General features: G+C 40.5%; 23 protein-coding genes and 1 tRNA gene. 11 read left to right on the top strand and 13 right to left on the bottom strand.

All coding sequences use genetic code 11. The features are described from left to right. Positions 1-316 precede the first annotated feature (316 nt). Both proB and ACTRWE_RS12965 read left to right on the top strand, forming a co-directional pair. Positions 317-1423, top strand: a complete 1107-nt coding sequence (gene proB, locus ACTRWE_RS12970) for a glutamate 5-kinase (RefSeq protein WP_013466019.1) — start codon at positions 317-319, stop codon at positions 1421-1423. After that, positions 1420-2667: a glutamate-5-semialdehyde dehydrogenase gene (locus ACTRWE_RS12965; protein WP_076921856.1), complete on the top strand. Its 1248-nt coding sequence runs from the start codon at positions 1420-1422 to the stop codon at positions 2665-2667. Before proB ends, ACTRWE_RS12965 begins: the two co-directional genes overlap by 4 nt. 180 nt (positions 2668-2847) lie before the next feature. Here the strand turns inward: ACTRWE_RS12965 and ACTRWE_RS12960 are convergent. Beyond that, a tRNA-Ala gene (locus ACTRWE_RS12960) sits at positions 2848-2923 on the bottom strand. 165 nt (positions 2924-3088) lie between these two features. On the opposite strand from ACTRWE_RS12960, the gene ACTRWE_RS12955 reads away from it, so the two are divergent. Then, positions 3089-3475: a hypothetical protein gene (locus ACTRWE_RS12955; protein WP_350607582.1), complete on the top strand. Its 387-nt coding sequence runs from the start codon at positions 3089-3091 to the stop codon at positions 3473-3475. Between the two features lies 1 nt (position 3476). Beyond that, on the top strand, positions 3477-3977 hold the full coding sequence (locus ACTRWE_RS12950; protein WP_013466016.1) for a prolyl-tRNA synthetase associated domain-containing protein: 501 nt from the start codon (positions 3477-3479) through the stop codon (positions 3975-3977). On the opposite strand, the gene ACTRWE_RS12945 is transcribed toward ACTRWE_RS12950, so the two are convergent. Further along, a complete protein-coding gene (locus ACTRWE_RS12945) occupies positions 3944-5092 on the bottom strand; it encodes an MFS transporter (protein WP_350607584.1) in 1149 nt (382 codons plus the stop codon). The genes ACTRWE_RS12950 and ACTRWE_RS12945 overlap by 34 nt on opposite strands. 194 nt (positions 5093-5286) lie before the next feature. On the opposite strand from ACTRWE_RS12945, the gene ACTRWE_RS12940 reads away from it, so the two are divergent. The 4 genes from ACTRWE_RS12940 (at position 5287) to ACTRWE_RS12925 (ending at position 8426) form a co-directional block, all read left to right on the top strand. After that, positions 5287-5826: a DUF2058 domain-containing protein gene (locus ACTRWE_RS12940; RefSeq protein ID WP_010391699.1), complete on the top strand. Its 540-nt coding sequence runs from the start codon at positions 5287-5289 to the stop codon at positions 5824-5826. A gap of 171 nt (positions 5827-5997) precedes the next feature. Further along, on the top strand, positions 5998-6321 hold the full coding sequence (locus ACTRWE_RS12935) for a c-type cytochrome (protein ID WP_010391700.1): 324 nt from the start codon (positions 5998-6000) through the stop codon (positions 6319-6321). 134 nt (positions 6322-6455) lie between these two features. Then, complete coding sequence (locus ACTRWE_RS12930) at positions 6456-7223, top strand: class II aldolase/adducin family protein (RefSeq protein ID WP_350607587.1); 768 nt, start codon at positions 6456-6458, stop codon at positions 7221-7223. Between the two features lie 27 nt (positions 7224-7250). After that, a complete protein-coding gene (locus tag ACTRWE_RS12925) occupies positions 7251-8426 on the top strand; it encodes a mandelate racemase/muconate lactonizing enzyme family protein (RefSeq protein WP_010391702.1) in 1176 nt (391 codons plus the stop codon). A gap of 51 nt (positions 8427-8477) precedes the next feature. Here the strand turns inward: ACTRWE_RS12925 and ACTRWE_RS12920 are convergent, their stop codons facing one another. The 9 genes from ACTRWE_RS12920 to ACTRWE_RS12880 form a co-directional block, all read right to left on the bottom strand. Next, a complete protein-coding gene (locus ACTRWE_RS12920; protein ID WP_350607590.1) occupies positions 8478-8864 on the bottom strand; it encodes a hypothetical protein in 387 nt (128 codons plus the stop codon). A 3-nt stretch (positions 8865-8867) separates the two neighbouring features. Continuing rightward, positions 8868-10430 (bottom strand): S41 family peptidase, encoded by a 1563-nt coding sequence (locus tag ACTRWE_RS12915; protein ID WP_462880126.1) that lies wholly within the window; start codon positions 10428-10430, stop codon positions 8868-8870. Between the two features lie 48 nt (positions 10431-10478). Further along, positions 10479-11318, bottom strand: a complete 840-nt coding sequence (locus tag ACTRWE_RS12910; RefSeq protein ID WP_350607595.1) for an amidohydrolase family protein — start codon at positions 11316-11318, stop codon at positions 10479-10481. Next, positions 11315-12043 carry an SDR family NAD(P)-dependent oxidoreductase gene (locus ACTRWE_RS12905; protein ID WP_010391710.1) on the bottom strand — a complete coding sequence of 243 codons (729 nt, stop codon included), beginning with the start codon at positions 12041-12043 and terminating at the stop codon, positions 11315-11317. Before ACTRWE_RS12905 ends, ACTRWE_RS12910 begins: the two co-directional genes overlap by 4 nt. Before the next feature lie 21 nt (positions 12044-12064). Next, positions 12065-12553, bottom strand: a complete 489-nt coding sequence (locus ACTRWE_RS12900) for an FKBP-type peptidyl-prolyl cis-trans isomerase (RefSeq protein WP_054202647.1) — start codon at positions 12551-12553, stop codon at positions 12065-12067. 66 nt (positions 12554-12619) lie between these two features. After that, positions 12620-14068 (bottom strand): transglycosylase SLT domain-containing protein, encoded by a 1449-nt coding sequence (locus ACTRWE_RS12895; RefSeq protein WP_055012394.1) that lies wholly within the window; start codon positions 14066-14068, stop codon positions 12620-12622. Positions 14069-14124: 56 nt separating this feature from the next. Then, positions 14125-15144, bottom strand: coding sequence for an MBL fold metallo-hydrolase (locus tag ACTRWE_RS12890; protein ID WP_273001722.1), 1020 nt, complete (start codon positions 15142-15144; stop codon positions 14125-14127). Between the two features lie 56 nt (positions 15145-15200). Further along, positions 15201-15506, bottom strand: coding sequence for a cell division protein ZapA (locus tag ACTRWE_RS12885; RefSeq protein ID WP_013466007.1), 306 nt, complete (start codon positions 15504-15506; stop codon positions 15201-15203). After that, the gene (locus tag ACTRWE_RS12880) at positions 15506-15736 is read right to left on the bottom strand and encodes a hypothetical protein (protein ID WP_008466311.1); all 231 of its coding nucleotides are present in this window, start codon (positions 15734-15736) and stop codon (positions 15506-15508) included. Before ACTRWE_RS12880 ends, ACTRWE_RS12885 begins: the two co-directional genes overlap by 1 nt. A gap of 238 nt (positions 15737-15974) precedes the next feature. Here ACTRWE_RS12880 and ACTRWE_RS12875 point away from each other — a divergent pair, with 238 nt between their 5' ends. Then, positions 15975-16814, top strand: coding sequence for a 23S rRNA (adenine(2030)-N(6))-methyltransferase RlmJ (locus tag ACTRWE_RS12875; RefSeq protein ID WP_013466006.1), 840 nt, complete (start codon positions 15975-15977; stop codon positions 16812-16814). 430 nt (positions 16815-17244) lie between these two features. On the opposite strand, the gene ACTRWE_RS12870 is transcribed toward ACTRWE_RS12875, so the two are convergent. Together ACTRWE_RS12870 and ACTRWE_RS12865 are read right to left on the bottom strand one after the other, a co-directional pair. Beyond that, positions 17245-18051, bottom strand: coding sequence for an META domain-containing protein (locus tag ACTRWE_RS12870; protein ID WP_350607600.1), 807 nt, complete (start codon positions 18049-18051; stop codon positions 17245-17247). Between the two features lie 135 nt (positions 18052-18186). Beyond that, complete coding sequence (locus ACTRWE_RS12865; RefSeq protein WP_273002272.1) at positions 18187-18753, bottom strand: PhnA domain-containing protein; 567 nt, start codon at positions 18751-18753, stop codon at positions 18187-18189. Between the two features lie 267 nt (positions 18754-19020). Between ACTRWE_RS12865 and ACTRWE_RS12860 the strand changes: the two genes are divergently transcribed. Together ACTRWE_RS12860 and ACTRWE_RS12855 are read left to right on the top strand one after the other, a co-directional pair. Further along, a complete protein-coding gene (locus ACTRWE_RS12860) occupies positions 19021-20295 on the top strand; it encodes an EAL and HDOD domain-containing protein (protein ID WP_024601950.1) in 1275 nt (424 codons plus the stop codon). 53 nt (positions 20296-20348) lie between these two features. Next, entirely contained in the window at positions 20349-20957 is a 609-nt protein-coding gene (locus tag ACTRWE_RS12855; protein WP_273002276.1) for a paraquat-inducible protein A, read from the top strand. Positions 20958-21072: the final 115 nt, after the last annotated feature.

Here is a 21072-nt window from a genome sequence, read left to right as displayed (position 1 = left end):
GTCATCACCCTATCTGTTGGTGTACCAGACTTAAGAGGCTCTATGTATGTTGTTAATAAAAAAGCCGCACACAGCTTTTTACAGCGATACATAAACAACACTTTATATTTTTTTAGTTAGTACAATCCAATTTTATTGGGTTAATACTATTTATTTTTTGCATCTCAATTTAAAACAATGGTTTTAGAGACGGTGTACGCGTGTGTAAAAAAAGTGTGGGCAATGATAAACAAATTCGACGTTATGTTTTAAACATAGCGACCTGGTTTCATTCATCAGTGTGATGAATACAAATAAAATGGAAAGTTGAGCATTTATGCAAAAGTTAAATTGGCGACGTATCGTACTTAAAGTGGGCAGTGCCTTAATTGCACCCGATCAAGATGGCTGTCGTTCACGCTACTTGTTAACCATCGCACAGTTTATCGTTCACTGTCGCGCACGTGGTATAGAGGTTATTTTAGTGTCATCAGGCTCTGTAGCGGCAGGCTCGCATTTATTTCCATCAGAGAAGCCGCGCTCAGTTGTTATGAAAAAAGCCATGGCAGCAGCAGGGCAAACAGAAATGATGGCCATGTGGGATCGTTTCTTTGATTTTCCATCAGCGCAGCTATTATTAACTCATGGTGACTTACGTGACCGTGAGCGTTACCAGAGTATCCGTGAAACCGTATTTACCTTGTTAGAGCACGGCGTGCTACCTATCATTAATGAAAATGATGCGGTGACAACAGATGATTTAAAAGTGGGTGATAACGATAACTTATCAGCGATGGTGGCAGCTGCCGCTGACGCTGACGCATTAATGATTTTCTCGGATGTAGATGGGCTGTACGACAAAAATCCAAATCTGCATGACGATGCCGTATTATTGCCTGAAATAAAATCAATTGATGATTCTATTTATGCTATGGCAGGATGTGCTACCAGTGCAGTAGGCACCGGTGGAATGAAAACCAAGATTGAAGCGGCAGAAAAAGCCACATCACATGGTATTGCAACGTATATTATTAATGGCTTTAAAGAAGAAACCTTTACTCGTTTATTAGCGGGCGAAAATCCAGGTAGTGTGTTCTTGCCTTATGAAAAACCAATGCAAGACTCTATTCACTGGATGACACATACCGCAAATGAACAAGGTGAAGTGGTTGTCGATGGGTCATTTGATGATTCGCTAGAAGGCGAAGACGGCTGTTTACGAGGCGATGAGATCAAGGAAGTACATGGCGAGTTTGCTGTGGGCGATACTATCTTAGTTCGCAGTGAAGATGGTACGCGTTTAGCTAAAGCCACAGCAAATTACAGTAGCTGCTTGTTAAACTTTATTGCAGACAACGAGCAGAGTGAATTCAGCGAAAAAATGCAGGATTCAATTGGACCAATTATTTCAGAAAAAGATATCGCATTATTGGAGAAGTCATGAGTTTAATTACGGATATATCACGCCAAGCAGCAAAAGCTGCACATACACTTGCTTTACTCGATACCGAGACTAAAAACAACGTGTTAACCGATATGGCAGCGGCATTAAGAGATCAAAAAGAATTTATAATCAAAGAAAATGAAAGTGACCTAAGCGCTGCGCGTGACAATAATTTAGCAGCGTCAATGATAGACCGTTTAACATTGAATGATGAGCGCATTGAAGCGATGGCTGAAGGTATCGAAGTGATTGTTTCACTTGATGATCCGGTTGGCCAGTTACGTGATATCACTGAACGTCCAAATGGCATTAAAATTCGAAAAATGCGTGTACCACTGGGCGTGGTATGTATGATTTACGAAGCACGACCTAATGTAACGGCTGACGCGGGTGCATTGTGCTTTAAGTCGGGTAATGGTGTTATTTTGCGCGGTGGTAAAGAAGCGCTTAAAAGCTCACAAGCCATTGCTAGTGTAATGCACAGCGTGCTTACTAAACATGGTTTGCCAACGGCGCTAATTTCAGTTATTCCAGATCCTGACCGTGCTTTACTAATGGAATTAATGCAGCAACGCGACAGTATTGATTTAATTATCCCACGTGGCGGTGAAGGGCTTATTAACTATGTAACAGAAAACAGTACAATTCCTGTTATTCAGCACTTTAAAGGCGTGTGTCATTTATACGTAGATAAAGATGCAGACTTAGAAGTGGCACTCAATCTACTACTTAACGGTAAAACTCAACGTACTGGCGTATGTAATGCCTTAGAAGGGTTAGTAGTACACCAAGATGTTGCTGATGAGTTTTTAAACCTGTGCGCGGTAGTGCTTCGCCAAGAAGGCGTAAAAATAAATGCCGATGCCAAAGCGGCTGAGTATTTTGATAATGTCACTGTGCTTGCAGATAACGAATTTGGTGAAGAATATTTAGATTTAGAAATTGCTATTCGTATAGTGCCAAGCTTTGATGCAGCCGTTGAGCACATTGCTCAATTTGGCTCAAATCATACCGAAGTTATCTGTACTAAAAACGATGCTGCGGCAGAGTTATTCCAACGTAGTGTGGATGCATCGGTTGTTATGGTTAATGCGTCATCACGTTTCTCTGATGGCTCACAACTAGGTTTAGGCGCCGAGATTGGTATTGCAACGACTAAGTTGCATGCTTATGGTCCAATGGGGCTTGAGTCACTAACGACTGAGAAATATTTAGTTAATGGTGTTGGTCAAGTTCGCGAATAACTTACCCAACCTAATAAACGATAAAAATGCCGGGCTTTTGCTCGGCATTTTTGATCTCGATTTAGCAAAATCAAACAACTAAGCAAACATAAAGATTAAAACAGGGCAAAAAATTATTAACAGAGAAATTTATTTAGAATATAAAAATAAGGATATTACTTAGGGGAGAGAGTAGGAAAGTGGTGGAGCTAAGCAGGATCGAACTGCTGACCTCCTGCGTGCAAGGCAGGCGCTCTCCCAGCTGAGCTATAGCCCCACATTCCTAATTTACATACAATGTAAATGCTTAAGTGCTGAGTCTCAAGCGGGGTGAACTTTAAATATTTTTACGTTTTTGGTCAAGTATTTTTTCACAAATTTTTCCGTTTTAACTAATTTTTGTTAAACTCGAGCTAAATATTTACTAAAACGACAATACATAATGAAAAAATACGCGTTAGTTTTCATGATTTTCCTTTTTGGTTGTGCCAGTTCAGTAGATGAACCGCCCTACGAAATTAATAATAAACAATTTTATGACACCCTTGATGAGCAAGGTAACAAGCTTTTTGCTTATGTGGTTTCTGTAAAGGCTAAAAGTCGTGAGCAAATTAATATTAATAAAAAACTAACCCGCAATGATGTTCAGCGTTTTGCTGAGCAAGAGCATTTTGAAGAGTCGAGTGTTTTAAAATTACAATTAGAAGATCAAGCGGTAGAGTTTCTTAATAAAGAACTAGCACAGCGTAACTATTGTGCAGATAAGCATGAAATAAACGAAGTACTATGGCGTGATTTAAGTGTGCAATTAAGAGGGCGTTGTTTGTAATATGTTAGCGGATAAACAAAAACTAGCGGCAGTGTTAACCCAACTAAATATAGAATATGACGTAATAGAACATCCAGCGCTACATGGCAGTTTAGATGCCGATGAACTGATGGTAAATCGCCCAGGAACACGTTTAAAAAACCTATTTTTGCGAGACAATGAAGGTAAGCGTCATTTTTTAGTGATCACCGCGCATGATAAACAGTTGGATTTAAAGTCACTTGCCAAACAGCAAGGGCTATCGCGCTTAGGCTTTGCCTCTAATGAGCGCTTGGCTAAGTACTTAAAGGTTGCACCGGGTTGCGTGTCAATGCTCAGCTTAATGAACGACAAACAGCGTGATGTAACGCTTTGGCTTGATCAAGATATTTGGTTTGGCGATTTATTTCATTGCCACCCGTTTGAAAATACCCAAACATGGTTATTAACTAAGCCTGATTTACTGCGTTTTTTTGACTTTACTGAGCATCAGCCGCGGGTGATGTTTTTGCCATCGCGTTGAGCCCACAAAATAAGCCCCAGTCCACACAAACATACAGCGAGTAATGTTGCCATAAACGCCGTTTGTCCATGAGTTTGATAAACCACCCCTGGTAATAACGAGCCCATTGCGCCGCCGCTGTAATAAAATGATACATAGCACCCGTTGGTAACGCTTGGCGGTGCGTGACTGATTTTATTAACCAGTGGTGCCGCTGTGGAATGAATCACAAACATAGCGCCGCAAAAGAGTGTGAATGCAATTAAAAACAACAACAGTGAATGACTCATTAATAACACAATACTGAGGTTATAAAACACGAATACCGCGGCCAACAATCGCCAGGCTGAAGTCATTTTTTTTAATAGCCAAGGAGTGAAAATAGAAGCCAAAGCACCCACCAAATAGCCACTATAAACAAAGCCAATGTCGCGCGTGTTATTAATTAAAAAGGTATTTTTTAAAATAAAAGGCAAGTAGTTTAATAATGCTGCAAAGCAAAAAAACATACAAAAAATGGCACCATAGAGCTTAAGTGCAGAGCCCTCTTTAAGTTGTTTTATATAATCTAATGGCGATAAAACCTCGGTTGATTTAACGAGATTAAAACGTTTATGGGGAATACTTAACGCTAGAATAATCAGCATGGCTGCTATTAGGTAATAAAAACTCTGCCACGACCAAACATCGCTAAAGAGCGCAGCCAATACACGACCAAAATAACCACCGACAATCGTACTACCTATATATAGCGTCATATTTTTTTGTAATGTATCTGCTTGATAGCTCATACCAATAAAGCTGGTCATGGCAGTCAATGCTGCAGGTAAAGTCAGTCCTTGTAAAAACCTTACCAGTAGAAGTAATTCAAAACTCGGGGCATAAATAAATAAGATACAACCGACACCCAGTAACAACATAGCGAAGCGTAATGTCAATAAAGGGTTTCGCTTAGCTAAAAACAGTCCATACACTAAAGGGGCAATAGCTAAAGGCAGCATAGTGGCCGTCATTAAGCTGCCTGCAACAGCAGGAGCAACATTAAATTCAGTAGCAAATAAACTTAATAATGGCTGTGGTGCGTATAAAACAAAAAAAATGAAAACTGAACAGATGAGTAGGTGAGGTAAGCGCATTAACTGCCATATACATTGCTTATTAGTTGAGCTGCATTATATACAAAACTGCTTGGGTTTTCATAAATTAACCTTTATTGCGCTAAATCATGCTTTGTTTTCAGTAGTTTGTTAGATTAATACCAATAGCGCTGTTATTTACGCTCGTTGGTGATTAAAATAGCATTAATATTCGTTTTTAGTGGGAACACGCCATGGGGTCACTACAAGAGCAATTGCTCCAAGCTGGTTTAACAACATCACATAAAGCTAAAGTTGCTAAATCAGAAAAGCGCAAGCAACAGAAAAAGCAAAAGAAGGGAGCGACGAGCAACCCGAACGATTTACAAAAGCATATTCAGCAAACTAAGTTGGAGCAGCAGCAAAAAGCTGAAGAGCTCAATAAAGCGCGCCAAGAAGAATTAAAGCAGCGCGAGCAAGTCGCCCGTGTTAAGCAAATTTTAGAGCATCATAATCAAGAGTCAATTCGCGGTGAGCGTACCTTTAACTTCACTTATGAAAATAAAGTGAAAGGGCTTGATGTGAATGAGCAAACGCAAAAGGCGCTCTCGGGCGGGCGTTTAGCTATTTGTGTGTTAGAAGGTCAGTTTTACGTATTAGAAGATGAGCCTGCGCGTAAAGTGGCTGAGGTGGATGAAAAGTATATTGTGTTTCATGTTGAGCCTGAAAATAAAGCCAAAGATGAAGACGATCCGTATGCTGATTTTGAAGTGCCAGACGATCTTATTTGGTAAGCCTATTAAGTATCTGCTCAGTTAAAGCAAGCTAGTATGTGTTTTATGAGGGATACACGTATTTGTTCTGATTGATCGTCAAACCTTACCAAGGACGTATGCTTTTTAAAGATTTATTGACTACAATAATCTCAACCGTTTTTTTTAACCGTAAAAAGAAGAGTAAATACAATGAGCAAGATAAAAACACTTTTATTAGGGGCGGGTATTGGTTTAGCCGCAAGTTTTTCATTTTCAGCAGCCGCTGCAGATGGCGCTGCACTTTACACAGCTAAAAATTGTCAAACATGTCATGGTGCAGAAGGTAAAGCACCTATTATGGCGATGTACCCTAAACTAAATGGTCAAAACAAAGAATATTTAGTAGCGCAAATGAAAGACATCAAGTCAGGCGCTCGTAACAACGGTATGTCTATGGCGATGAAAGCGATGGTTGCGACTGTGACTGATGAAGAATTTGAAGCGATTGCCGATTACCTATCAAAAGTACAATAACCGTTAACGCTAATTAAAAAGAGCCACACCTATGTGTGGCTTTTTTATTTGGTGATTGCCATCATGCTAATACTCATTTAGACTTCTAAACATCTACAATCACTAGCGCTATGCTGTGTTTTAAAAGGCTTGTTATGTTTGATTTACCCCAGCTCAATTTAAAAAATAAAGTATCAGAACAAGAGTGGCAACTACGTGTTGATTTAGCCGCATGTTATCGATTAGTTGACCATTTTCGTTGGGGGGATTTAATTTATACGCACCTTTCTGCTCGCCTACCGGGCACTGATCATTATTTAGTGAATGCCTTTGGCTTAACGTTTGATGAGATCACTGCATCTAACTTAGTCAAAGTAGATTTAAATGGCCGCATTATTGACGATACACCCTTTAATATTAACCCTGCAGGGTTCACTATTCACAGTGCCATTCACGAAGTACGTGAGGATGCCCATTGCGTTATACACCTGCACACCAAAGAAACGATTGCGGTTGCAACACAAAAAGAAGGGCTGTTACCGCTAAGTCAGTATTCGATGTTTTCATTGCCGTCTCTGTCTTACCATGGCTATGAAGGTTTAGCGGTGAATGGCGATGAGCGTAAACGCCTGCAAACAGATTTAGGCACCACCAATCATATGCTATTGGTCAACCACGGCGGTTTAACAGTAGGCCCAACGGTAGGCGATGCGTTTATGCGCTTTTATGACCTTCAGCGTGCCTGTGAAATACAGTTAGCCATTCAATCAAGTGCGCAAGAAGCGACTGCTGTGCCTCAAGCTATTATTGATAACATTTATAACCAAGCGAACGTCGTTCACAGCGGCAGTACAGGGGGCCAGCTAGCATGGCCTGCCATGTTACGAAAAGCGTATCGTCTTGATCCTAGTTTTGCAAAATAACCCACTGAAGGGTAATAAGGAATTTTTATGAAAGTAAATCGCGTTGAAGTCTTTGATATTCATTGCCCTGATCGTCCTGCATGGACGCCGGTATTTGTTCGAATTCATACCGATGAAGGTATTAGCGGTGTGGGTGAAGCAGGTCTTGCATACGATTTAGGCCACAGTGCAGCTGCTGCGATGATCAAAGAAATGGCCGATGCCTTTTTAATTGGCCATGACCCGTTTCAAACTGAAAAACTATGGTCGCGCATGTTACGTGAAAGTTTTTGGGGTCTAGGCGGTGGGCCGGTGGTTTACGCAGCAATGAGTGCGATTGATACGGCACTTTGGGATATAAAAGGTAAAGCATTAGGTTTACCGGTTTATCAGTTGCTTGGCGGTAAAGTTAACGACAAGCTGCGTACTTATGCATCACAGCTGCAGTTTGACTGGGACAGTGAATTTAAAGCGCTGGTACAGCCACAAGAATATGCCGAAGCGGCACTAAAAGCGGTGGCGGAAGGTTACGATGCGGTGAAAGTCGATCCAATTCAATACGATAAAGACGGTAACACCTATTACGACCGCACAAATATTATTTCTCGCCCAGAGATGAAACTATACCGCGCACGTATGCAGGCTATTCGAGAGGCCGTGGGTGACGAAGTAGATATTATTTTTGAATGTCATAGCTTACCAGGAGCGACATCGGCAATTCAAATTGGTGAAATTGCAGAAGAATTTGACTGTATGTATTTTGAAGAGCCGGTGAATTACTTAAACCATTCATTACATGCAAAAGTGGCTGACAAAGTGGCTGTGCCTATTGCAGGCGGCGAGCGCTTGTATAACCGCTGGGGTGTACGTCCTTATTTAGAAGATCAAAGTATTGATGTACTACAGCCAGATATCGGCTTATGTGGTGGCTTTACCGAAACTAAAAAAGTATGTGATTACGCTGATATTTTTGATGTGCGTATTCAGGCACACGTATGTGGAGGGCCGGTTGCAACGGCGGCATCATTGCACTTAGAAACAGCGATCCCTAACTTTTTAATTCACGAGCATCATACTTACGCGATTAAAAAGTGGAATAGAGAGCTATGCTTACAAGATCCACAACCTAAAAATGGTTTTTTTGAAGTATCTGAAGAACCAGGTCTTGGGATTGAGCTTAACGATGAAATTGTAATGCGCTCACAACGCGTAGAAATAAAATAGTTTACTCTGTTGAGAAATAGCCGGTAAGTGAGTTGTCACTTACCGGCTTTTTTATCGCTGTGGGTTTATTTTACAAAGTACTTGTTTTAGTTCGATGGTTGCTTTGCTATCAAAATGGCGAACAAAACAGCGCTCTCCCTTAATCATCAGTTCAAACTGATCCGGCATATTAAGCTGCTTGCCCATAATCGGATTTCCCTGAGGGTCTTTGTGATTAAGTTGCTCAAGGGTAACTGTGCTTGAGGTTACAAAAACATCGTCGGTTAATTGAACCTGTGAGCTATGTAGCAGTTGCGTAATCGCATCGGCTACTTTAGCGCTATTGGGCTCAATTAGTAACGCATGCTGTAGCTTAGGTGTGGGTTCTGAGCTTTGCGCTAAGCAACCCGTTAACCCTAATGTCGCTGCAGTCATGCTTATTGCTAATAATATGTTCATTGCTTATCTCATGTTATCACTAAGAATAATATTTTGTTGTAGCATGGTTTGAACTCGCATATCTTTTACTTCTGGCATATCGGTGGCGATAGTGGGCGCAAAACCAAGAACACTATTTATTGAGCTTGGGGCAGGGCAACTGCCGTTTTCTCTATAGCTCAGCGCTGTACTTAATAAGCTTTCACTAGCATCACCTAAGCGCTTAGTAAAATCATCGGCAACAGCACACCCAGCAATACGAACCGGTTGTCGTGCGTCATCAATGGTATTTTGCGGTGCAAAGCCATCTGAATATTCACCAAAACCTTTGTTATTTTCGCCAGTAAATTGAATAGTAAAATAAGTGGTGTCGCAGTTGTCGGTAGGGTAAAAACCATACGGTTTACCACAGGTGCCTGCGCCTATCTGAATAATTTCAACATCTGCTCCGCGTAGCCCGTTAATGATAGCCTCACTAGCCGAGCAGGTACTGCTGGTGGTAAGTACAAATACCCGTTCTAAGTTTAAGGTGGGTAACGGCGTGCCCGCTACAATTGCAGGATTATTTTCAAAGCCGACAAAACGATTTGTAAAAGGCATCGGCGTCAGTGCTTGGCCTGTGACGGGGTTGGTATTAGGGAATTTATCATTAAATATGGTCCGTTCAAATATTTTACCTTGCGTGTTACTGCCCCCCACCATGTAGCCTACTTGGCTAGCCATTTGTAATAACCCACCCCCGTTATAGCGCAGGTCAATGACTAAATCTTTAATGCTACTGGCAGCGAGTTGGTTAAAGGCGTTGTAAAGCTGTGTTTCGGCTATGGCGTTGTGGCTATTAAATTGAAAATAACCAACATCACCAGCGGCTAAATCGGTACGAACATTCATTACTGGTTGCGATTCGATGTTTTGAGACGTGAGCGTCACTGTGCGGTTTTCATTAGTGCTGATATCCCTAAATACAAATTCGGTAACTTTACCCGTTTGCTCGGGGAATAAACCTGCATTAATAATACCTACCTCGCTCGATGAGGTGGTGTTAATAAAATCAACGCCATCAACTTCTAAAAGCTCAAAACCACGAATAATATTTTGATTACTAGCTGGGGTATTTGGTTCGGTGTAGCTAACAACTGCTTGGCGTGGCGCGCTACCGGCAATTATTTTTATATTAAAGCCATAACCAAAGCTTAGGCCGGATTGATTTTGTCTTTGCCACTCATCGGTCGGCAAACTAAAGTGAAAGTTATCTTTTTTCGCACCTGACTCAGTCAGTTGCTCCGTTTTTAAAGTATTAAAGTAATCAATAATCCCTGACGTTAATGCAGGGTTGGTATCAATAATTTCGTCATACCATAGGTAGGTTTCGTTACTCCAAGAGCGTAGCCAGTTTTTTTCATTAATTGCTTGGCATTGACCTTTAAATTGCCCTGAACTGGCAAATACACCTGAGGTCCAGCCGCTATTATCAGTTGTTGGGTTGGTCGCATTGTCGCTACCTCCACCACCACAACCTGTTAATAAAGCGGCTAGTGAAAAAGGGAGTAATGTGTATTTAAGAGAAGATGAATTAAAAATGGCCATACGCATGCTCGTTTTTTAAACTGTTGAGCTAAATATAGCGGTTTTCATTTAGAGTTGATAGAGGCTTGCAGCATTTTTGTAACTCAAATATTGCCATGTAAGATCGTCGCTACACAGGCTGCGATAATGTTGCCATAACTCGTTGTAGTTAATATTAATTTGGCACACGGGGAAGTTGCTAGCAAACATCACTCTTTGCATACCAAAATGCTTTAAAATATGTTTAAAACATTGGTTTTGCTGCTCGCTATTAAGCATGAGTAATTCAAAACCTGAAAACTTAATCGCAACATTAGGCTGTTTTGCAAGTAGTTCAATTGCAGTTGCCCAGTTTGCAAGGTTGTGTGCAAGCCCTGCGTGATTAATGATTATTTGTAAGCCACTAACTTTGTTGGCATAAGAAATGAGCCGCTCAGTGATGTTGAGGTTTTCTACTTCAAATTGGGCTTCAAAATGCAGCTTTAATTGGCTCAAGTGTCGCAGGTTATCGAGACAATGAGGGCTCAATAAGCGCTCGGCATCATGACCTTCAGTGATATCTCTAATGCCTACAAGAGAGTGATGATCTAGCTGCTGAAGTGCTAGTTTAAATGCGTTATTTGGCTGGTTAATTGTTGCAAAGCTAATTGCTTTATAAGGTATATTTTTAATATGTTTGGCTAACCAGTTTAATTCTTTAACTGGCTGGTTATTATCAAACCCAGCTTCTATGTGCACTAAACCTGCGAGTTCAAAGTTAGTACTTTTGATCAGTTCAGCAACGCTGATGGGCTGCTTTATTTTATCTAAGTTAGACCAAGCTGGTGGGTTCGCACCTTGTAGCCAGGTGTATTGACCCTCCGGCAAATTAAAAAAGTGCAGATGCGGGTCAATAATTTTAGTACTCATTGTGCTGTGTAGCCACCATCAATACGTTGTAAGCTACCAGTAATAAAGCTGGCATCTGCACTTACTAAAAAGCTTACCAGTGCAGCAACTTCATCGGCTTGACCTAAACGGTTGAGCGGTTGTAATGCGGCTTCTTCGGCAACAATATCGGCTTTGTTAGCACCACTTCTTTTACAATATGCATCAATTGCATTATGAAATAACGGCGTTTCTATGGTGCCAGGGCACACTGCATTAGCGCGAATATTAAAGCTTGCGTAATCCAAGGCGGTGGTTTTAGCCATTGAAGCCAATGCGTGCTTAGTTAAGTTATAAGCAAATGAGTTTTGTTTGCCTATAATGGCCTGATCTGAGGCAATTAACACAATAGCGCCATCTTGCTGTGCTTTCATAGTTGGTAATACGCTTTGTATAGCCGCGTACGCACCTTTAACATTCAGTGCCATTAACGCATCGAATGTCGCTTCATCGGTGTGCTCAATTGTGGCACTTAGATGCTTACCAGCGTTTGAAACAAGTACATCAATACGTTGTGTTTTTTCAATAATAGCCTGTATACACTGGCGTACGGCGGTTACATCACTAACATCACATTGATGAAAAACACCACTCTCACTTGGCTCAATATCTAAGTTATGAACCTGATAGCCGTTAGTTAATAATCGCTGTACCACAGCAAAGCCAATGCCTTTAGAGCCACCGGTTACTATTGCAACTTTTGACATACTTGCTCCTCTAATTAGCAATTAATGTGCGTGGCCGCAACCACCTTCAGCATGAACGTGGCCATGAGAGATTTCTTCGCTTGTTGCTTCACGAACTGATACAACCTCAACATCAAAGGTCAGCGTTTTACCAGCAAATGGGTGGTTTAAATCACAATCAGCATTAAAGCGGCCTACTTTTACGATAGTCACTTGATGGCGACCCTGATTTGATTGCACCATTGCAGTCATACCTGGCTTCCACACTTTTACATCGCCTTGTAAATGCTTAAGCGGAATGCGCTGAATTAAATCATCAACACGCTCGCCGTATGATTCACTTGGAGATAACGTTACGCTAAATTTATCACCAGCAGTTTTACCTTCAAGTGCGGTTTCTAAACCGGGTAGCATGCCTTCGCTGCCGTGAATGTAACTTAATGGCGCGTCGTTAAGGCTACTTTCTATTTGTTCACCGGCTTCGCTAAGGGTGTAATGAAATTCAACGGCCGAATTTTTACTGATTTGCATGCATGTCTCTTTAAGATTTAAATAAATTAAAAAGCAATTTTACGCGAAATACTGCGCTTTAGAAACTTAACGGGGATGATTTAATGTATTTTGTAAGTCGAGTAACAGATCTTTTTTAGCCGGTGTGGTTTTAGGTGTCGCAGCTTGGGGTATAAATAAAACTAACTGAGTCCCAGGCTTTAATACGCTAGATGCTGATAACTTATTCCAACGTGCTAAATCGCTATGAGCAACGCCATACAACTGACTTATATTCCACAGGTTATCACCGGGTTTAACGTGGTAATCTACCTCGATGGTTGGAATAACGGGCTCTTTTTGTTCCAAGTAAGGGCTTATTTTATAGTTAATAGTGAGCGATTCAGGTAACGTTTGAGGCTCTCCTAAAATAAGTTTTTCGCCAACACCAATAAAGTTATTTTGCTTATTATTGAGCTGTTTTAGTGCCTTTAAAGGCAAGCCAAAATGCCTAGCAATACCGTATAGTGTGTCATTTTTTTTGACTATGTATTCGCCTGCAAAATTGGCTTTAAAAAAACGGTTTTTTAGTAAAGCTTGTTGCTCAATAGGAAGCAACAAAGTATGCGGGCCATGGGGGGAACTTTGGTTTTTTAAATAACCCCGATTAAGAGCATGTAGCTGTTTTACACCCATACCAGAGAGCTTGGCCATAATTGAAAAATCGAACTGTTTTGCCACATTTAACGAGGTGGTCAGTGCTTTATAAGGAAGCTTTGGGCGTTTAAATTTTGCCTTAGGGTGTTTTACTAAATAGCTTAATGCTAATAGTTTTGGTACATAGTCAGCGGTTTCTTTTGGTAGGGTTAGTGCCCAAAAGTCAGTTGACTTCCCTCGTTTTTGATTGCGTTTTATAGCACGTTTAACTCTGCCTTCACCGGTGTTATAGGCTGCAAGTGCATGCAACCAATTACCATCAAAACGTTTATGTAAATAGCTTAAGTAATCTAGTGCTGCATCGGTTGAGGCCAGTACATCTTGGCGTCCGTCGTACCATTGATCTGATTTAACCCCAAAATGATGTGCAGTTGCTGCAACCAGTTGCCACACACCCACAGCGTGCTCACTTGAGCGGGCGGTAGGCCTAAAGCCACTTTCTACAAATGGCAGTAATGCCAGTTCCATGGGGAGTTGCTTTTGCTCTACTTTTTTTACTATATGGTATAAAAAAGGCTCTGCACGGCGAGACACTATATTTAAATAATTCGGTTGTTTTAAATACCAGTTAATGCGTTTCTTTAACGCCTGATTTTGCTCAACCGGTAAATGTAAGTTATCAGCAATATGTGCCCATAAGTCAGTTGGTTGAGTTACTTTTAGGGCTTTAGGTATTGTTTTTATATTAATGATTTTTTTGGTGTTTGTAGAGGTCGGCGTGTTTGATTGTGCGGTTTTTTGCTCTACAGGTGCAGGGACTACAGGCGCAATGATCTCTGGCTGTGTGGTTTTACAGCTACATAGCAATATAATGGCAAAGCATAAGATCAGGTGACGCATTTTGTTCCTTTTTAAAAAATATATTTCCATATTTTAACACAATCCATTGTGTTCAGTTATTGACTGTTTTTAGCGCGAAGTAATCCCGATTGCAAAAATAAGTTACTTGATTTTATATCAAGTGGTTCTTGTTGGTAAGGTTTTAGTACTTCACTTGGGAATTTTTTTTGTAATTGCTCAATACTGGCTTCAGGGTTGTTTTTAACCTGCTCCGTAATTGCTTCTAAAAACGTGAGTGACTGTTTTAATTTAACTTTATCGACTAAATTGCCATGGCCAGGAATAAAAAGTGACAGCGTATTATTATTTATATATTTTTTTAATAAGCGTTGCCATTGATTAAGCTCGCCATGCCCTGGGTAGGGTAGCCAGTCAATTATATCACCACCTATTAAGGTTTTACCCTTGTCGGCAAGTAATGTTAAATCGCCATTAGTATGTGCCTGATGCGGGTTTATAGTGAGTGTATAGCCACCTAAATCTAACGTTTTAGATTCACTAATACTCATTTTTGGTGGTGTTAATTGATAGTCTTGCCAGCGAAATAAGCGCTTTTTAGCGCGGGTAAGCTTTTCTCGCCATTGAACTTGCTCAGCATCGGGTAAGGTGGCTAATCGTTGATAGCTCAGCTCAATGCTTTTCTCGAATCCCTCTAGCTTGTCTGTTAAGGCTTGCTGGTAAAGCGAAAAGTCGTTAGCGACTTGTTGGTGAGTAATAAGTTTTGCGTCTGGGAAGTAATGCTGCATAACCGCCATCCCCAGTAAGTGATCGTCATGAAAGTGGGTTGCAACTAAGTAACATAAAGGCGTCTTTAGACGTTGTTTTAGCTCAGTTACCAGTTGTTCTACTGCCGCAAAGTTACCACTGGCATCAACGAGTAAGGCACATTCACTGCCTTCAATTAATACTTGGTTAGAATCGTAAAAACGAAGTCTTTCAGGTTGCTTAAGAAATTGAATATTAGCTGACAACGGTTGCCACTCAATTGCTGCCTCGCTTTTTGTTTGCATAAACAAGCAAATTAAAGGCAGTAAGCACTTACCTATTTTTTGAGCTTTACTTAAAAATGGTTGCATCTTTATCTCTAGCTGTATTTTTGACGGTAAAAACAATAAAAGCGCAAAATGCGCTTTTATTTAGTGTGCTCAGAGTTCGAGCTTAAGTACTGACTCAATTTATCAATCAGTTGATCTTGATATTCAAGCTCAACTGATTTTTGAGTTTTCGCTTCAAGCAATTCGTGGCTTAAATTTAAGGCAGCCATAAGTAATGCTTTTTGATCGTTTCTGACTGTTGAACGTTGTTTCATTTGTTCAACTAAATCATTCAGATTTTTGGCGGCCGCTTTTAGTGCCTCTTCTTGCCCCGCAGGACAAGCAAATTGCTGCTCTTTACCAAGCAATTCAACAGTGACTCGCTGGTTTTGCAGCTCAGACATTAGCTTGCCTGTTGCGCGCTTTGTAATTTATCTAACAATGATGACAAGGTGGTACTTGCATCTTTTTGTTTTTCTTCATTTTCAAGGGCTTCTAACTGCAATAACTCATTTTCATCAAGTAGCTTGCTATTTTGCTCTTTAAGCTCTGAAATATCAGTTTGTAACTGATTATTACGGGTAATTAGTTGGTCGATCAGTTGTTCGAGTTGTTGAAGAGTGTTGTTGTTCATAAATGCGCTCATATAACTGTAATTAATGTCATGCAAATGTAAAGCAAAGTGTGTTTATTTGCCAGCATTTACGCTGGTTTTAGGTGATTTTTATTCTATGTTAAGGGATAATTCACGCTATTGGCTTTTTCATTCAGAAGCGGTTCACGTAAACCCCCGCTTTTGCTGGTATCGATTGTCAAAGTAGTGTGCTTATGGTTCACTGATTTTATTAAATAGCGTATGGTGAAAATAAATAATGCTTAGTTACAGACACTCCTTTCATGCGGGTAACCCTGCCGATGTACTTAAACATTTAGTGTTAGCGCAAGTACTGGGTTATCAAACAATTAAAGATAAGCCGCTTGACTATATTGATACGCATTCGGGGGCTGGTTTTTTTGAGCTTGCTGCACCTGACGCGCAAAAAACCCAAGAGTACCAAGATGGCATTGAAAAACTGTGGCAACATACTAGCCAACACAGTGCCTTAAATGACTACATTGAACTAATAAAATCATTTAATGAGAGCGCATCGCTGGCGTTTTACCCAGGCTCACCAAAAATAGCCGAGCACTTTTTACGCCGTCAAGATAAGGGCTGGTTTTTTGAGCTGCATCCGCGAGATTTAGTCTTACTTGAAGAAAACATGCAAGGTAAGCGTTCTATTCGTGTACGCGGCGAAAATGGGTTTGCAGGCTTAATTGGTTTGTTACCGCCAGCTTCGCGCAGAGCCTGTGTGTTAATAGACCCACCTTATGAAATAAAAGACGATTACAATACGGTAGTACAAACCATTGTTAAAGCACATCAACGCTTTGCAACAGGGACTTACATGATCTGGTATCCGGTTGTGGACAGAGAACGTATTGATAATATGGAGCAGGGTTTAATTGACGCGGGCATTAAAAATATTCAATTATTTGAATTAGGTACTGAAGCAGATACAGAAGTACATGGTATGACCGCCTCTGGAATGATAGTGATAAATCCACCCTGGAAGCTGAAACAAACTATGGATGACGTGTTACCTGAACTAGTAAGCTTGTTGAGTAAGCCAAGTGGCTTTTATCGCAGCGAGCAGTTAGTTGCCGAATAAAAATAAATAAGCCTAGGGTCTGTTGACCTTTGCGGATTAAAATTTGTTCAAACTAGGGGCGGTTTAATCGCGGCGCGAGGTTTGTAACCTAGTGGGCTCGATAACTGCTCCTGCGTTATTCTACTGGCTTACATCCATGTAAGAATAAGTAAAAACCGAGCAAAGCTTCCGCGTCCTGCTCACGCCCCTTACCTACATCCATGTAGGCAACAAAGAGTAAATCGCCCTTAGGCAGAACCCTTCGGGCAGCGCCTGTTTGGCATTGATGCTGCGTTATCGCCTATTTATGGGGAATAACCACACCACATAGGCGCTGCCTTGCCTAAATACCAAACAGACTGCTGCAAATTTAACCTTGAAAGATCAACAGACCCTAGTTTAACTGGGCTTTATACTGATCTACTTAGTTGCGGAGTATTGTTACGCTTAATTAAAAGTAAACAGCGTTAAAGGTTGCAAGTTGCTTGCCTGCCTCATTTTGTAATACTAATTTTTCACCGTTAATTTGCCATTGCGTTGCTGCTTGCAGCACACCCGCCATGGCGCTTTCTTGTTCCATATTGTCATGACACATTTTTTGCGTGGTTGCTAACTGCGTAAAAGTCACTGCTTGCTTCGATACTTCATAACCGCCATTAAAGTTATTGCACCCTAAAAAACCGTGCACAGTGTTGTCACTATTAAATTGAATAAATGGCTCTTTAGTATTCACTTCAACGGGATTGCCATCGATTGAAACGGCTTTGAAGTAGGTATTTACTAAGTCAACGTCTGGCTTTGACGCTACTTTTGAAACAATAATTTCTAAAGGCTCTGATGAGGCCGTATTAGCAAAAGGCGAGTTACTTGTTGTGCTGGTGTATAGTAAGTTTCCTTGATTATTAATGGTTGCGCGCACGCTGTAGCGATGGGCTGGATCAATTTTTTCAAGGTTGTATTCAAGCTCTACTTTATACGGCGGTGCGCCTACTAAATCAATTACCTGCTCAGAAATAACGGTTGCTGCCACATCCATTTTTGACACATCAACCAAGGTAACGGTTAGCTGTGAATTAGGCGCTAATAGGCTGCGATCTAGGTAGCTAACTTGCACTGGTAGAGAGGCTGTTGTTTGTTTCACAGCGCTATTTTGCTGTGCGGTGTCATCGTTACATGCGCTAAGCATAAGTGTGCCACTTGCTAAAAAACATAGGCCTGCAACCGACTTTAAGATTGAGTTTGGCTTTGGTGAGAACATAACAGTTCCTAGATATAATTACGGATATAAACAGTAGCATACGGCTAAGTTACTTAATCATCGCTTAACTTGTAAATACAGCCAATACAGAAAGTTGAGATATAAAAAAAGACGCTAGGCGCCTTGATTCGTTACTTATTTTTTAACGTATTTAGTTAAAATTACAATACGTTGTCCATCAACACGCCCTTCAATATGTTCTGGGTTGCTGGTTAAGCCAATATTACGCACAGCAGTACCGCGTTTTGCTGTTAAGCTACTACCTTTCACATCTAGATCTTTTATTAACGTAACGGTGTCGCCAGCTTGTAGCACTACGCCATTACTATCAATGTGTTTAATATCATCATCTTCAGCAAGCGCTTGCTGAGCCCATGTTAATGTGTATTCTTCAAGGTAAATCATATCAAGTGCGTCTTGTGCCCAGCCATTATCGGCTGCTAGTCGTGTCAGCATGCGATAAGCAACAACTTGTACCGCCGGTGTTTGGCTCCACATGCTGTCATTTAAACAATGCCAATGAGTAGGAGTTAAATCGCGGGTGCCCTCAATTTGATCTTTACATGTTTGACAGGTGTAAATGCATTTATCTGAATGAGCTTCGGTAACTGGAGGTACTTCGTATACAGTTAAGTTATCTGTTGCTGCGCAGAGTTCACATTGGTTGTTGCTACGCTCTATTAAGGCTTGTTCAATGCTCATATTAGGGGCTCTTGTGAGTTTATAAAAAATTTATAATCGCATTATACCTTATAACCATAACCTTTGGGTATGCTCAGAGCGGCTGATAGCAGCAAAACCTTATAAAAAATAAGGTTAATAAAGGTTTTTATTTTAAGAATATAAATTTAGGCTTAGTTGCTTGTTTTTTATTCGAATTAAAATTGCAGCAAGTCTTTAAAGTTTCACTATACTGGTTAGGTATAACAATAAAAATAACGCTTACATCACTGCAAAACAGGAAGGGTAATGCCAAATAATCCAGACGTAAAAAATTCATCTATTTTGGTCACTCAATATATTGCTAGGCAACCCATTTTTCATGCTGATAGAAGCATTTTTGCCTTTGAGTTACTTTATCGCGATTCAGTTAATAATGCCTTTCCTGCGGGAACAACCGACGGGCAGGCCACTGGGCGACTTTTTTTTAATGCGTTAATGCTGGTTGGGGTGGAAAAGCTGGCGCTTAATCAGACCGTGTTTATAAACCTATCTAGCGAAGGGCTTTTAGAGGATTTACCTACATTATTACAGCCTGAAAATACTGTAATTGAAATTGTTGAGCGTACTGAAAATATCGAGCTTGTTACTCAACGAGTAACTGAGCTAAAAAAAGCAGGGTATGTATTTGCGTTAGATGATTATGACGCGCATGAAAAATGGCAACCTTTGCTCAGTTTGGTTGATTATATAAAGCTTGAAGTAGAAGAGCCTATAATAAAAACCACCATGCTACTTAAAAAGCTCAAACGCAATCACCCTGAGGTTAAAATAGTGGTAGAGCGAATCGAAACGTATGACGAATTTAGGCAGCTTAAAGAAGCTGGATGCGATTACTTTCAAGGATTCTTTTTTGCACGGCCAGAAATGCTCAGTTACGGTAATGTTGAGCCGTTAAAAATGGCGGTTTTTGATTTATTGCGCTGCACATCTCGTCCTGATTTGGATTTTAACGAAATTAATCAACGTATTTCTAAAGATGTGGGTTTAACCGCACGTGTTCTCAAACTAGTTAATGCTCGCTCTGCTAATAAAAATTTAGTGATTACGTCAATTCCACAAGCGGTTGTGTATTTAGGGGAAGATTCTATTAGAAAGTTTGTACGAGTACTGGCGCTGAGCGAACTTGGCTCAGACAAACCTAGTGAACTTACTCGTTTAGGTTTATGTAGAGCGCAGTTTATGCAATTGATTTTAGAGCCTGGCGGAAAGATTATTGCAGAGCAAGGCTATTTAGTCGGCTTGATGTCGGTGCTTGATGCTATTTTAGATATGGAACTGGAAGCTATTGCCAAAGAGTTTAGCTTAGGGGCTGAGTTATCTGGTGCACTTTTAAGTTTTGATGGCATGATGGGGAACTCATTACATTTAATAAAAGCAGTAGAAGAAGATAACTGGCAATTGGCTAAAAAGTTGCTAGAGACTATTCGCCCTGCATCAGATATAGAGCTGGTGTATACAGCCATGTTAGATGCGCGCCAATATGCGGATGAGTTATTAGCCACCATTATTGAACAAGACTAACGTAAAACGTTTGGGTATGATTGGCACATATTGATTTTACTTAGTATTACACCATGCGTTTATTTTTACCTATCACGACTATTTTAATTGCCTTAGCTTTATTGATCCCCGGGGTGACCCAGCCAGTGCTGAGTATGGAAGGAAAAATTGATAAATCTAAACTTGCTCAAGCCGGTATTGAAATGCTGGCAGATGAAGGAAATCAAAACACCCGTAATATGCTAATGATGGTCTCGAGTATGTTGGGGTTAGACAAACTTGAAGGTGAGATCAGCGCTTATCAAAAAACGCGTAGTATTTGGGGCACCGTTAACGAACTGGCCGATAACAAAAACTACTTAGTGGCGATATTAGTGGCGTTTTTTTCAATAGTGATCCCAACTATTAAGTTGTTGCTTCAATTGTTTTATTGTGCACTGAAGGAGACTTCGTTTAAGTACAAGCTTGGTAAAGTGATAATTGGCTTAAGTAAATGGAGTATGGTGGATGTGTTTGTTATTGCATTAATCGTGGCTTACATGGCTGGTAATGCAAACGCGAACTCAGAAGACTTACTTAATATGCATGCTGAGTTTGGTACTGGTTTTTGGTATTTTACCGGCTATTGCCTGTTCGCCATTGCGGCTAGTAGCTTGATAAAGCCAGTGGTAAAAACCAGTTAATGATTGAGTTTTAAACGCAGTTACCATAAACTTTAAATGTCTATTTATTATTAGGTTAATTCATTGCAACGTATTTACTGTATTTTACTCACGCTAACTTTGTTACTCACTTTTG

It is taken from the genome of Pseudoalteromonas sp. G5_S1_54_S4, assembly GCF_054968565.1.
This window is presented reverse-complemented; position numbering and strand designations above follow the sequence as displayed.

Bases quoted from the DNA above. Each gene is read 5' to 3' on its own strand.
- proB (WP_013466019.1), top strand. From the start codon at position 317: ATGCAAAAGTTAAATTGGCGACGTATCGTACTTAAAGTGGGCAGTGCC.
- ACTRWE_RS12965 (WP_076921856.1), top strand. From the start codon at position 1,420: ATGAGTTTAATTACGGATATATCACGCCAAGCAGCAAAAGCTGCACAT.
- ACTRWE_RS12955 (WP_350607582.1), top strand. From the start codon at position 3,089: ATGAAAAAATACGCGTTAGTTTTCATGATTTTCCTTTTTGGTTGTGCC.
- ACTRWE_RS12950 (WP_013466016.1), top strand. From the start codon at position 3,477: ATGTTAGCGGATAAACAAAAACTAGCGGCAGTGTTAACCCAACTAAAT.
- ACTRWE_RS12945 (WP_350607584.1), bottom strand. From the start codon at position 5,092: ATGCGCTTACCTCACCTACTCATCTGTTCAGTTTTCATTTTTTTTGTT.
- ACTRWE_RS12940 (WP_010391699.1), top strand. From the start codon at position 5,287: ATGGGGTCACTACAAGAGCAATTGCTCCAAGCTGGTTTAACAACATCA.
- ACTRWE_RS12935 (WP_010391700.1), top strand. From the start codon at position 5,998: ATGAGCAAGATAAAAACACTTTTATTAGGGGCGGGTATTGGTTTAGCC.
- ACTRWE_RS12930 (WP_350607587.1), top strand. From the start codon at position 6,456: ATGTTTGATTTACCCCAGCTCAATTTAAAAAATAAAGTATCAGAACAA.
- ACTRWE_RS12925 (WP_010391702.1), top strand. From the start codon at position 7,251: ATGAAAGTAAATCGCGTTGAAGTCTTTGATATTCATTGCCCTGATCGT.
- ACTRWE_RS12920 (WP_350607590.1), bottom strand. From the start codon at position 8,864: ATGAACATATTATTAGCAATAAGCATGACTGCAGCGACATTAGGGTTA.
- ACTRWE_RS12915 (WP_462880126.1), bottom strand. From the start codon at position 10,430: ATGGCCATTTTTAATTCATCTTCTCTTAAATACACATTACTCCCTTTT.
- ACTRWE_RS12910 (WP_350607595.1), bottom strand. From the start codon at position 11,318: ATGAGTACTAAAATTATTGACCCGCATCTGCACTTTTTTAATTTGCCG.
- ACTRWE_RS12905 (WP_010391710.1), bottom strand. From the start codon at position 12,043: ATGTCAAAAGTTGCAATAGTAACCGGTGGCTCTAAAGGCATTGGCTTT.
- ACTRWE_RS12900 (WP_054202647.1), bottom strand. From the start codon at position 12,553: ATGCAAATCAGTAAAAATTCGGCCGTTGAATTTCATTACACCCTTAGC.
- ACTRWE_RS12895 (WP_055012394.1), bottom strand. From the start codon at position 14,068: ATGCGTCACCTGATCTTATGCTTTGCCATTATATTGCTATGTAGCTGT.
- ACTRWE_RS12890 (WP_273001722.1), bottom strand. From the start codon at position 15,144: ATGCAACCATTTTTAAGTAAAGCTCAAAAAATAGGTAAGTGCTTACTG.
- ACTRWE_RS12885 (WP_013466007.1), bottom strand. From the start codon at position 15,506: ATGTCTGAGCTGCAAAACCAGCGAGTCACTGTTGAATTGCTTGGTAAA.
- ACTRWE_RS12880 (WP_008466311.1), bottom strand. From the start codon at position 15,736: ATGAACAACAACACTCTTCAACAACTCGAACAACTGATCGACCAACTA.
- ACTRWE_RS12875 (WP_013466006.1), top strand. From the start codon at position 15,975: ATGCTTAGTTACAGACACTCCTTTCATGCGGGTAACCCTGCCGATGTA.
- ACTRWE_RS12870 (WP_350607600.1), bottom strand. From the start codon at position 18,051: ATGTTCTCACCAAAGCCAAACTCAATCTTAAAGTCGGTTGCAGGCCTA.
- ACTRWE_RS12865 (WP_273002272.1), bottom strand. From the start codon at position 18,753: ATGAGCATTGAACAAGCCTTAATAGAGCGTAGCAACAACCAATGTGAA.
- ACTRWE_RS12860 (WP_024601950.1), top strand. From the start codon at position 19,021: ATGCCAAATAATCCAGACGTAAAAAATTCATCTATTTTGGTCACTCAA.
- ACTRWE_RS12855 (WP_273002276.1), top strand. From the start codon at position 20,349: ATGCGTTTATTTTTACCTATCACGACTATTTTAATTGCCTTAGCTTTA.